Here is a 12,333-nt window from a genome sequence, read left to right on the forward strand (position 1 = left end):
GAGCGCGGATATGGAAAAGGCCCCGGAATTCCGGGGCCTTTTCGGTTGGTTCGAACCGGATCAGAGGTTCGGGTAGAGCGGGAACTTGGCGCAGAGTGCCGCGACTTCCTCGCGCACTTCGGCCTCGACCGCGTCGTTATTGTCTTCGCCATTAGCGGCCAGACCGTCCACGACCTTCACGATCATGCGACCGATCTGGCGGAACTCTTCTTCCTTGAAGCCGCGGGTGGTGCCTGCGGGGGTGCCCAGACGGACGCCCGAGGTCACGGTCGGCTTGTCGGGGTCGAAGGGCACGCCGTTCTTGTTGCAGGTGATGTGCGAACGGCCCAGAGCCTTGTCGGTCGCGTTGCCCTTCACGCCTTTCGGGCGCAGGTCAACCAGCACGACATGGGTGTCGGTGCCGCCGGTGACGATGTTCAGGCCACCTTTCATCAGCTCGTCCGAAAGAGCTTGCGCATTTTTCACGACCTGCTCGGCATAGACCTTGAACTCGGGGCGCAGCGCCTCGCCGAAGGCCACGGCTTTCGCCGCGATCACATGCATCAGAGGACCACCCTGAATGCCCGGGAAGATGGCCGAGTTGATCTTCTTGGCGATCGCCTCGTCATTGGTCAGGATCATGCCGCCACGCGGACCACGCAGGGTCTTGTGGGTGGTGGTGGTGGCCACATCGGCATAGGGGAAGGGCGAGGGGTGCTGACCGCCTGCGACCAGACCGGCAAAGTGCGCCATATCGACCATCAGCAGAGCGCCAACCGAGTCGGCGATCTCGCGCATTTTGGCGAAGTCGACCTGACGCGGGATGGCCGAACCACCGGCGATGATCAGCTTCGGCTTGTGCTCGTTGGCCAGTTCCTGGATCTGGTCATAGTCGATACGCTCATCCTGACGGCGCACGCCATATTGCACGGCGTTGAACCATTTGCCCGACTGGTTGGGCTTGGCACCGTGGGTCAGGTGGCCGCCTGCATCCAGCGACATGCCCAGAATGGTGTCGCCCGGCTGCAGCAGGGCGGTGAACACACCCTGGTTGGCCTGCGAGCCCGAGTTCGGCTGGACGTTGACATATTCACACCCGAACAGCTGCTTTGCGCGCTCGATGGCGAGGTTTTCGGCAACATCGACGAACTCGCAGCCGCCGTAATAGCGCTTGCCCGGATAGCCTTCGGCATATTTGTTGGTCAGAACCGAGCCCTGGGCTTCCATCACCGCTGCCGAGACGATGTTCTCGGAGGCGATCAGTTCGATCTCGTCGCGCTGGCGGCCAAGCTCGTTGCGGATCGAGCCAAACAGCTCGGGGTCACGGGTTTCAAGGCTTTCGGTGAAGAAGCCTGCATCACGCTGTTCGGTCATCTCTCGGATCTCCCGGGTAAGGAATTTTCGTGCACCGTTTATCGCAGAAAATCTCTGGCGGAAAGCGCTATAGGCGACAAATATGCGACGAATGGCGGCAGGGGGAGGACTTGCGGTCGGGATTGTATTGCCTTTCATGCCCGTGCTTGATCTATCTTCGGGTCGAATGAAGGAGAAGGCTCGTGCGCTTTCGCAATAAAATCCATTTCACCGCATCGCGTGGCGAGGTTGCGCAGACAGCGCTCAAGGCGCTTACCGCGCATTACGGCCAGTGCGCGGTGACACAGGCCGAGGTGCTGGTGGCTCTGGGCGGCGACGGGTTCATGCTGCAGACCCTGCATGAGGGGCTGGATCTGCCCGTCTACGGGATGAATCGCGGCACGGTCGGCTTTTTGATGAATAAATATGGTTTCGAGGATCTCGAGGCGCGGCTGGAGGCTGCGGAAGAGGCCGTGATCCATCCGCTCTCGATGACTGCCCAGACCGCGGATGGCGAGATCCACAAGGCGTTGGCAATCAACGAGGTCTCGCTTCTTCGTGCTGGTCCGCAGGCGGCGAAACTCCGGATCTCGGTGAACGGGCGCGAACGGATGAGCGAGCTGATCTGCGACGGGGCGATCCTGTCCACGCCCGCCGGATCGACGGCCTATAACTACTCGGCGCATGGGCCGATCCTGCCGATCGGGGCAGGGGTGCTGGCGCTGACCGGTATCGCGTCCTTCCGGCCCCGCAGATGGCGCGGGGCGATTCTGCCCGATCAGGCGAAGGTCCGGTTCGAGGTGCTGGAACCGATGAAGCGGCCTGTGATGGCAGATGCCGATTCCCGTTCGGTGCATCCGGTCAAATGGGTCGAGATCGAGCTGGAGCGCCGCATCTCGCACCGTATCCTCTTCGATCCGGGGCATGGTCTGGAAGAGCGGCTGATGAACGAGCAATTCGCCTGAACGCTCATTCTTCGGTCGCGCGCCATGTCTCCAGCTTGCGGTAGAGCGTCGAGGGTGCCACTTGCAGCCCGCGCGCTGTCTGCGGCACGGACTGATCGTTCCGGGCGAGCCGGTATTCGATGATCCGCCGTTCGATCTGGGCAAGGCTTTCCCCATCGAACGCTGCCAGCGCGTCGAGCGGCGTATCATTCTGCGCGGGCGGTTCGCTGATCTGCGGCAGCATGTCGAGCGTCAGCGCATCCCCGTCATTGAGGATCACGGCCGAGCGGATCATGTTCATCAACTCGCGCACATTTCCCGGCCAGAGGGCGGTTTGCAGGCGATGCAATGTCTGCTCCGGAATGGTGGTGAAGCCCCGCTGTTCCTGTGCGGCGAATTTCCGAAGGAAATGTTCGGCCAGCGGGCCAATGTCCTCGCATCTCTCGCGAAGGGGCGGGATATGAAGTGCCACAACGCAGAGCCGATAGAGCAGATCAGCACGCAGTTTGCCCTGCTCTACGGCGTCCTGCTGCGGGATGTCCGATGCGCTGAGGATGCGCAGATCAACTTGTCTCTCGGTCGGACTGCCGACAGGGCGGACCTTTTGGTTCTGCAAGAACCTCAGTAATTTGCCCTGAAGCGCGGGGTCGAGCTCGGTCAGCTTGTCGAGAAACAGCGTGCCGCCATCGGCGCGGATGGCAGCCCCCGCATGATCGGAGATTGCACCGGGTAGCGCCCCGCGCATATGGCCGAACAGCTCGGATTCAAAGCGGTCGGCCCGGATGGCCGAGCAGTCGAAGACCACGAACGGGTTGCCCGCGCGCGGAGATAGCCGGTGGATGGCCTCGGCACAGATTTCCTTACCGGTGCCGGATTCGCCCACGATCAGGACCGAGGCATCCGAGGTCGCCGTCTGCCGGATACGGTCGTAAAGCGCGGCCATCTGTTCGGACTGACCGATAAAGGCGCCCACCGCCCCCGGAGACGGGCTGCCACTGGCGCGCTGGCCGCGGATTTGCGCCAGCGCGCGGTTTATCGCGGACTGTAGGCGCGGCTCGCTCACCGGTTTTGTCAGGTAATCGAACACGCCAGCGCGCATCGCTGTCACCGCGCGCTCTGCCATGCGTTCGGCGGTGATGACGATGATCTGGGTATGGGGAGCTTCTGCGCGCATCTGCGCGATCAGATCCATCCCGTCGCCATCCGGCAGCATCAGATCCAGAAGGACAAGCGGGTAGGGGTGCTGGGCAAATAGCGCCATTGCCTGTCTGGTATTCTCGGCAGAATGGGGCACCAGCCCCATCTTCTGCAACTGGGCCATATAGACATGCTGCACGCTGGCAATATCCTCGACAACCAGAACAGGGGTCGGGTTGGGGTCGGGAAGGGGCACAGGAGCAGAATTCATCATACCGGCTGTTCTTCGGCTAATGGGCAAGTGATACAGGATACTGTTTCTTTTATCGTAACAATCGCGAGGTTCATAAACCTAATTGCCCCAAGGATGCCCTGCGGACTACCTTTCCGCCTTGGGTTGAGTTGCGTCTGGGGCAGATCAAACGCCGCATCCTTCCGAAAATCTGTCCGGCGGGGGGAGGCTGCGAGAAAGAGGTCTGATTTGATCATGTGCGCTTAAAAGGACTCTATGTTTCCCAGTCCTAGCGCACGGATCTTTGAAAAAGGTTATCAGGCCAGCATCGGGTGGATATGCAGGCACCGGGGGCAGGTCCCGCGGTGCCTGGCAGAGGATTCAGGCGGTTTTGGGCAGTCCCAGACCGTGCAGCGCCTCTTCGATTTCGGTCAGGACCGCTGGGTCATCGATTGTGGCGGGAAGCTTGTAGGGCTGGCCATCCGCGATCTTGACCATCGTCGCGCGCAGGATCTTGCCGGAGCGCGTTTTGGGAAGCCGGTCGACCACGCAGGCGGTCTTGAAGGCCGCTACGGGGCCGATCTTCTCGCGTACGAGGCCGAGGCATTCGCGGACGATCTCGTTATGTGCCCGCCCGCAGCCCGCATTGAGGCATAAAAACCCGAGCGGCATCTGGCCCTTCAGCGCGTCCGAGACCCCGATCACCGCGCATTCCGCCACATCGGGATGGGAGGCCAGAACCTCCTCCATCGCGCCAGTCGAGAGGCGGTGGCCCGCCACATTGATGACGTCATCGGTGCGGGCCATGATATAGACATAACCGTCCGCATCGATATAGCCCGCATCGCCTGTCTCGTAAAAGCCTGGGAAATGTTCCAGATAGCTTTTGCGGAACCTGTCCTCGGCATTCCACAGCGTGGGCAGCGTTCCGGGGGGCAGAGGCAGTTTGATGGCAATCGCGCCCAGTTCGCCCTGTGGCATGGGATTGCCCTCATCATCGAGGATATGGATGTCATAGCCCGGCATCGGCACCGAGGGGCTGCCCGGTTTGGTGGGTAGGGTCTCGATGCCGATGGGATTTGCCGCGATGGCCCAGCCGGTCTCGGTCTGCCACCAGTGGTCGACCACCGGCACGCCCAGATGTTTCTGCGCCCATTCCACCGTCGCGGGGTCGGCCCGCTCGCCGGCTAGGAAGATCGCCTGTAGGTCATGCAGCTTGTAGCGCCGGATCCATTCGCCATCGGGGTCCTCGCGGCGGATGGCGCGAAGGGCTGTGGGCGCGGTGAAGAAGCTCTTGATCCGCTGGTTCTGGATGATGCGCCAGAAGACGCCCGGATGCGGCGTGCCTACGGGTTTGCCTTCGAACACCACCGTGGTGGCACCTGCCAGAAGCGGTCCGTAGCAGATATAGCTATGGCCCACGACCCAACCCACATCCGAGGCCGCCCAGAACCTGTCGCCCGCTTCGATATTGTAGATCGCCTTCATTGACCATTGCAGCGCGACCAGATGGCCCGCCGTATGGCGCACCACGCCTTTGGGCTGGCCGGTGGTGCCGGAAGTGTAGAGGATATAGGCGGGATGGTTGCCCTCAACCGGTACGCATTCGGCAGGGCGCACGCCATACTGGAAACCGTGCCAGCTGAAATCGCGCCCGTCGACGAGCTTGGCGACCTCCTGCTCGCGTTGCAGGATGACGCAGAATTCGGGTTTATGGGCGGCCTGATCGATCGCCTGATCCAGCAGCGGCTTGTAATGGACCACCCGATTGGGCTCGAGCCCGCAGGAGGCGGCGATGATCGCCTTGGGGGTGCAATCATCGATCCTTACCGCCAACTCGGTGGCGGCAAAGCCCCCGAAGACGACCGAATGGATCGCGCCCAGCCGTGCCACGGCGAGCATGGCGATCACGGCTTCGGGGATCATCGGCATATAGATGACGACGCGGTCGCCTTTTTCGATGCCACGCATCCGCAAGGCCCCTGCAAGCGAGGCAACGCGGTTCTGTAATTCCTTATAGGTGATACCCTTGGTCGAATGGGTGATCGGGCTTTCGTGCTGGATCGCAATCTGGTCGCCGCGCCCTGCCTCCACATGGCGGTCGACGGCGTTCCAGCAGGTATTCACCATCCCGTCGCTGAACCATTCATAAACGGGGGCCTTCTCGTCGAACAGGGCCTTGCTCGGGCGTTTCTCCCAGTCGATGCCGCGGGCGGCCTGCATCCAGAACCCGTCCGGATCCGCCTTCCAGCCCTCATAGACCTCTTTATAATTCATGGGTTCCTCCTCCTACCTCCCTATTTGGTAGGATGCAGGACGAACCCTAGCAACAATGTTACCGCTGAAGTTGCGCCTTTGCCGAAAATATTTGCATAGTCATTCGCAGAAATACGCGAATAATTTGCAAATTGACGAAGGGGAAGGCGAGCCCTGTAAATTCTGTCGATATTTGCAAAGCGCATGAAAAAGCGGGACGCCCGAGAGCGCCCCGCTTTCCGGAAACCGGTGCCGATCAGCTGTAATGCGCGACCGGCGTGCCCGCGATGGCCGACATGTTCAGAAGACCGCGGGTGGTGATCGACGGCGTCACGATATGGGCCTTGTTGCCCATGCCCATCAGGAGCGGGCCGACTTCGAGCCCGTTTGCCTTCATCTTCAGGATGTTACGCACACCCGAGGCTGCATCTGTATTGGCAAAGACCAGCACGTTGGCGGCGCCCTGCATACGCGAGCTGGGCAGCAGGCGCTCGCGGACCGATGCGTCGAGTGCCGCGTCCACATGCATCTCGCCCTCGAAGCAGAAATCGACCTCATGCGCTTCGAGCAGATCCATCGCCTCGCGCATCCGGCGGCCCGAGTCGGTGTCGAGATTGCCGAACTGGCTATGCGAGCAGAGCGCGATCTTCGGCTCCAGACCGAAGCGACGCACATGGCGAGCCGCGCCGATCACCGCTTCCATGATCTGGAGCGGCGTGGGCGAATGGTGCACATGCGTGTCGGCGATGAACAGCGGCTCGTCCTCGAGGATCATCAGCGACAGCGCCCCCACCGGATGCAGGCCCCCGCGCGCAAGGATCTCGCGCACATATTTCAGGTGCCAGCCATATTGGCCGAAGGTGCCGCAGATCATCGAATCCGCCTCGTTACGATGCACCATCACGCCCGCAATCGCGGTGGTATTGGTGCGCATGATCGCCCGCGCCAGATCGGGCGTGGTGCCACGGCGCGCCATCAGCTCGTGATAGGTGCCCCAGTAATCGCGGTAGCGCGGGTCGTTCTCGGGGTTCACGATCTCGGTCTGGTTGAGATCCAGCGTAAGGCCCGCCCGTTCGCAGCGCATCTGCATGACCTCCGGACGGCCGATCAGGATCGGCGTATCGGTGGTTTCCTCGATCATCGCCTGCGCCGCGCGCAACACGCGCTCGTCCTCGCCCTCGGCAAAGACGATCCGGCGCGAGGCCTGGGCCGCGGCCTCGAAGACCGGACGCATGAGCAGGGCGGATTTGAAGACCGAGCTATCGAGCTTCTGCTTGTAGGCCTTGATATCGGGCAGCGGGCGCTCGGCCACGCCGGTTTCCATCGCGGCCTTAGCCACAGCGGTCGCCACGATGCCCATCAGACGCGGATCGAAGGGCTTGGGGATCAGATAATCTACCCCGAAGGTCAGCTTTTCGCCCTGATAGGCCGCGGCCGCCTCGGCAGAGGTGGTGATACGCGCCAGTTCGGCGATCCCTTCGACGCAGGCGATCTTCATCGCGTCATTGATCTCGGTCGCACCCACATCCAGCGCACCGCGGAAGATGAAGGGGAAGCAGAGCACGTTATTGACCTGGTTCGGATAATCCGACCGGCCCGTGGCCATGATCGCATCGGGCGCCACTGCGCGCACCTCTTCGGGCATGATCTCGGGGGTGGGGTTGGCCAGAGCGAGGATGATCGGCTGTTTGGTCATCTTCGCGACCATCTCGGGCTTCAGGACACCCGGACCCGACAGGCCGAGGAACAGATCCGCACCGTCGATCACCTCGTCGAGGGTCCGCAGGTCGGAGTTCTGAGCATAGGCGGCCTTATGCGGGTTCATGTCTTCGTTGCGGCCCTCATGGACCAGACCATGAAGGTCGCACAGCCAGACATTCTCGCGCTTCACACCGAGTTTGAGCAGCATGTTGAGGCAGGCAATGCCCGCAGCCCCGCCACCGGTGGACACGATCTTGATATCCTCGGGCTTTTTGCCCGCGATCTTCAGCGCGTTGGTGACAGCCGCGCCCACCACGATGGCGGTGCCGTGCTGGTCGTCATGGAAGACCGGAATATTCATCCGCTCGCGGCAGATCTTTTCCACCACGAAACAGTCGGGGGCCTTGATGTCCTCGAGGTTGATCGCGCCGAAAGTGGGCTCCATCGCGCAGACGATCTCGGCCAGTTTCTCGGGGTCGGATTCGTTCAGCTCGATATCGAAACAGTCGATATTGGCGAATTTCTTGAACAGAACCGCCTTACCTTCCATCACGGGTTTCGAGGCGAGCGCGCCGATATTGCCAAGGCCCAGAACGGCGGTGCCGTTCGAGACCACGGCCACAAGATTGCCGCGCGCGGTGTAGCGGGCGGCATCTTTCGGCTCTGCCTTGATCTCGAGGCAGGCCTCGGCCACGCCGGGGCTATAGGCACGGGAAAGGTCGCGACCGTTTGCCATGGGCTTGGTTGCGCGGATCTCCAGCTTACCGGGCTTGGGGAATTCGTGGTAGTCGAGCGCCGGATGGCGCGGCTTGTCGGACCGGATGTCTTCCATTCTTGCCTCCGATGAGAGTTGGTTTGGTATTAAACTATTTTCTCGTGGGGTCAAATGGCTGTTGGGGCGAATTGTCGCAGGTCTCGCGCGGGCCGCATCACTTCGGCGTGGGGGCGGGCCGTCTGTGCGGGGAGGCGGGGCCTTGCATCGCCTGTCTACTCGGCGCAGAGTCCGGTCAAACAGTCTGCTGACCCGGAGATGATGGGATGACGCTTCTCGATGCTGCGCGCAAGGTGCGCGAAAATGCCTATGTGCCCTATTCCAACTTCAAGGTCGGGGCGGCGCTACGCACGGCCTCGGGAACGGTCTATGTGGGCGTGAATGTCGAGAACGTGGCCTATCCCGAAGGCACCTGCGCCGAAGCGGGCGCGATTGCGGCAATGGTCGCGGCAGGCGAGACCGAGCTGGCCGAAGTCGCTGTCATTGCCGATAGTCCGACGCCCGTCCCGCCCTGTGGCGGCTGCCGCCAGAAGCTGGCCGAATTCGGCGCCAAAGACACGCCGGTTACGCTGGGCACGTTGTCGGGTGCCACGCTGAAGACGACAATCGGCGATCTGCTGCCCGGCCAATTCGACAAGAGCCATATGGACAACGCCTGATGGATGCGCGCCGTGTGATCGAGACGGTCCGCGATGGCTGTGGCCTGAGCGTGGAGGCCGCTGAATGGTTCACTCGCGGGCTGGTGGACGGCTCGGTTGGAGATGCGCAGGCAGGGGCCTTTGCGATGGCTGTCCTGTGTCGCGGGATCGGCACCTCGGGACGGGTGGCGCTGACCGAGGCCATGCGCGACAGCGGCCGCGTCATGCGCTGGGATTTGGGCGGGCCGGTGGTCGACAAACATTCGACAGGCGGTGTGGGTGATTGCACCTCGCTCCTGCTGGCACCGGCGCTTGCGGCCTGCGGCGCCTATGTGCCGATGATTTCGGGACGGGGTCTGGGCCATACGGGCGGCACGCTCGACAAGCTGGAGGCCATTCCGGGCTATACGGTCAATCCCGACGAAGAAAGCTTCCGCGATCTGGTGGCCGCGGTCGGCTGTGCGATTATCGGCGCCAATGACCGGATCGCGCCCGCAGACAAGCGCCTTTATGCGATCCGCGACATCTCCGGCACAGTGGAAAGCATCGACCTGATCACCGCCTCGATCCTGTCGAAGAAGCTGGCGGTGGGGCTTGATGCACTGGTGCTGGATGTGAAAACTGGCTCGGGCGCGTTCATGGCGGGGCATGACCAGTCCCTCGGTCTGGCGCAGGCGCTGGTCGATACGGCCAATGGCGCGGGCTGCCGCACCTCGGCGCTGATCACCGATATGAACCAGCCTTTGTCCTTCGCGGCCGGCAATGCGCTCGAGATCATCGAGGTGATGGAAACGCTGACCGGCAATCAGGTCAATGAGGCGCTGTGGGATGTGGTCTCGGCCCTGGGTGGCGAGGCTTTGCTGCTTGCGGGGCTGGCCAAGACAGCCGATGAGGGATCGGCGCGGATTGATGCCGCACTCGAGAGCGGGCGCGCGGCCGAGGTCTTCGGGCGGATGGTGGCTGGGCTTGGCGGGCCCAATGATTTCGTCGAACATTATCTCGACCGGCTGCCCTCTGTGCCGGTAATGCGTCCTGTGCCGGCACCGCGCCGTGGCTATATCGCGCGGATCGACACGCGCGCCTTGGGCGAGACGGTGGTGCAGCTGGGCGGCGGGCGGATGAATGCGGGCGATCGCATCAATCCGGGCGTCGGCCTGTCGAGCCTTGCGATGATCGGCGAGGACCGCGAGCCGAACGAGCCGCTGGCGATGGTTCATGCCGCCACCCCCGAGGCCGCCGAACGCGCGGTTGCGCGGGTGCAGGCTGCCTATCAGCTGAGCGACAGCCGCCCCGAAGAGCCGCCGCTGATCCATGAGAGGCTTGCCTGATGACCCGCGCCTTCCTGATCGTGATGGACAGTGTGGGGATTGGTGGTGCCCCCGATGCCGATGCGTTTTTCAATGATGGCACACCCGATACCGGCGCCAATACGCTTGCCCATATCGCGCAGGCCTGTGCGCAAGGGCGTGCCGAAGACGGGCGCTCTGGCCCGCTGCGGATGCCAACGCTCGACCGGTTGGGGCTGGGGGCGGCGGTGCGGCTCGCCTCGGGCGAGGTGGCCCCCGGGCTTGGGGCCGAACCGCAAGGGGCATGGGGCGCGGCCAGCGAGATCTCCAAGGGTAAGGACACTCCTTCGGGTCATTGGGAGCTGGCGGGTGTTCCCGTGCCGTGGGACTGGGGCTATTTCCCCGACAAACAGGACAGCTTCCCGCCGGATCTGGTGGACTTCGTGGCGCGATGCGCGGGCACGGAAGGGATCTTGGGCAATTGCCATGCCTCGGGCACCAATATCATCGAGGATCTGGGCGACGCGCATATCCGCACGGGCTGGCCCATCTGCTATACCTCTGTCGATAGCGTCTTCCAGATTGCGGCGCATGAGGAGACCTTCGGCCTCGAGCGTCTTCTGCAGCTTTGCCGCGACATCGCCCCGCGTCTGCACGGGATGAAAATCGGGCGGGTCATCGCGCGGCCCTTCACCGGCAGCGAAGGCAGGTTTATCCGTACACCCAACCGCCGCGATTTCGCCATTGCTCCGCCCGCCCCCACGCTTCTGGACTGGGCGCACGATGCGGGCCGCACGACCCATGCAATTGGCAAGATCGGCGATATTTTCAGCCATCGTGGCATTGCCCATCTGCACAAGGGCAAGAATGATGCCGATCTGATGGACCATCTGGTGCGGCTGGGGACAGAGGCGGAAGAGGGCAGTCTGACCTTTGCCAATTTCGTCGAATTCGACAGTCTCTGGGGGCATCGGCGCAATGTGTCGGGCTATGCGCGGGCGCTCGAATGGTTCGATCGGGGGGCGGCGCGCTTCCTCGAGACGCTGCGCCCTGGTGATCTGGCGATCTTCACCGCCGATCATGGCAATGACCCGACCTGGGCGGGCACCGACCATACCCGCGAGCGGGTGCCCGTGCTCGCGGCGGGGCTCGGGGTGCGGGCGCTGGGGCAGGTGGGGTTTGTCGATGTGGCGGCCTCGGTTGCCGGCCATCTGGGCCTTTCCGTGCCAGCTATGCAAAAAACGGGGAACAGCTTCCTTTTGCACAGTCCCGTTTGATAGCATAAGGGACAGACCGAACCGTTCCGCAGGGAAAGCCACAAGAAGGAGAGGCCAATGGGCCAGCATCTCACCGTCGTCGATCACCCGCTCGTCCAGCACAAGCTGACGCTCATGCGCAAGGCCGATACCTCCACCGCATCCTTCCGCCAGCTGCTGCGCGAGATCAGCCTGCTTCTGGCCTATGAGGTCACCCGCGATCTGGAGCTGACCACCTTGCGCATCGACACCCCGATGCAGCCGATGGATGCGCCGATCCTCGAAGGCAAGAAGCTGGCACTGGTGTCGATCCTGCGCGCGGGCAACGGGCTTCTGGACGGGATCCTCGAGCTGATCCCCGCCGCGCGCGTAGGGTTTGTGGGCATGTATCGCGACCCCGAGACGCTCCAGCCGGTGGAATATTACTCCAAACTGCCGAACCTTCTGGAAGAGCGCATGACCATCGTGGTCGATCCGATGCTGGCCACGGGCAATTCCTCGGTCGCCGCCATCGATCTGGTCAAGAAGAAGGGTGCCAAGAACATCATCTTCCTCTGCCTGCTGGCAGCCCCGGAAGGCGTGGCCCGCATGAAGGAAGCCCATCCCGATGTGCCGGTTGTGACGGCGGCGCTCGACGAATGCCTCAATGACCACGGTTATATCGTGCCGGGTCTAGGGGATGCGGGTGACCGTATCTTTGGCACCAAATAAGCCATTTGAGCTTTACTTGCGGCCCGTCCTCATTCATCTTTAGGTAACTTCTACCTCGAGGATGGAAT

Annotated in this window: 9 protein-coding genes; 5 read left to right on the forward strand and 4 right to left on the reverse strand. The window is 62.6% G+C overall.

Features of this window, described 5'->3' with window-relative positions; translation table 11 throughout:
• Window positions 1–60 precede the first annotated feature (60 nt).
• On the reverse strand, window positions 61–1,353 hold the full coding sequence (glyA, locus tag WDB91_RS06385) for a serine hydroxymethyltransferase (RefSeq protein ID WP_339114297.1): 1,293 nt from the start codon (window positions 1,351–1,353) through the stop codon (window positions 61–63).
• A 182-nt stretch (window positions 1,354–1,535) separates the two neighbouring features.
• On the opposite strand from glyA, the gene WDB91_RS06390 reads away from it, so the two are divergent.
• Entirely contained in the window at window positions 1,536–2,297 is a 762-nt protein-coding gene (locus WDB91_RS06390; RefSeq protein WP_339114298.1) for an NAD kinase, read from the forward strand.
• A 4-nt stretch (window positions 2,298–2,301) separates the two neighbouring features.
• Here WDB91_RS06390 and WDB91_RS06395 read toward each other — a convergent pair whose 3' ends face one another.
• The 3 genes from WDB91_RS06395 to WDB91_RS06405 form a co-directional block, all read right to left on the reverse strand.
• On the reverse strand, window positions 2,302–3,687 hold the full coding sequence (locus tag WDB91_RS06395; protein ID WP_339114299.1) for a sigma-54 dependent transcriptional regulator: 1,386 nt from the start codon (window positions 3,685–3,687) through the stop codon (window positions 2,302–2,304).
• A gap of 339 nt (window positions 3,688–4,026) precedes the next feature.
• Complete coding sequence (locus WDB91_RS06400) at window positions 4,027–5,922, reverse strand: propionyl-CoA synthetase (protein ID WP_339114300.1); 1,896 nt, start codon at window positions 5,920–5,922, stop codon at window positions 4,027–4,029.
• A gap of 235 nt (window positions 5,923–6,157) precedes the next feature.
• Entirely contained in the window at window positions 6,158–8,434 is a 2,277-nt protein-coding gene (locus WDB91_RS06405; RefSeq protein ID WP_339114301.1) for an NADP-dependent malic enzyme, read from the reverse strand.
• Window positions 8,435–8,640: 206 nt separating this feature from the next.
• Between WDB91_RS06405 and WDB91_RS06410 the strand changes: the two genes are divergently transcribed.
• From WDB91_RS06410 to upp, 4 genes are read left to right on the forward strand one after another with little or no spacing between them, the layout of a single operon-like run.
• Window positions 8,641–9,033 carry a cytidine deaminase gene (locus WDB91_RS06410; protein ID WP_339114302.1) on the forward strand — a complete coding sequence of 131 codons (393 nt, stop codon included), beginning with the start codon at window positions 8,641–8,643 and terminating at the stop codon, window positions 9,031–9,033.
• The gene (locus WDB91_RS06415; protein ID WP_339114303.1) at window positions 9,033–10,340 is read left to right on the forward strand and encodes a thymidine phosphorylase; all 1,308 of its coding nucleotides are present in this window, start codon (window positions 9,033–9,035) and stop codon (window positions 10,338–10,340) included. Before WDB91_RS06410 ends, WDB91_RS06415 begins: the two co-directional genes overlap by 1 nt.
• A complete protein-coding gene (locus tag WDB91_RS06420; RefSeq protein WP_339114304.1) occupies window positions 10,340–11,575 on the forward strand; it encodes a phosphopentomutase in 1,236 nt (411 codons plus the stop codon). The genes WDB91_RS06415 and WDB91_RS06420 overlap by 1 nt, the downstream gene beginning before the upstream one ends.
• 57 nt (window positions 11,576–11,632) lie before the next feature.
• On the forward strand, window positions 11,633–12,265 hold the full coding sequence (gene upp, locus WDB91_RS06425) for a uracil phosphoribosyltransferase (protein WP_339114305.1): 633 nt from the start codon (window positions 11,633–11,635) through the stop codon (window positions 12,263–12,265).
• Window positions 12,266–12,333 lie beyond the last annotated feature (68 nt).

Source organism: Thioclava sp. GXIMD2076 (genome assembly GCF_037949795.1).
GTDB classification, from domain to species: Bacteria; Pseudomonadota; Alphaproteobacteria; order Rhodobacterales; family Rhodobacteraceae; genus Thioclava; species Thioclava kandeliae.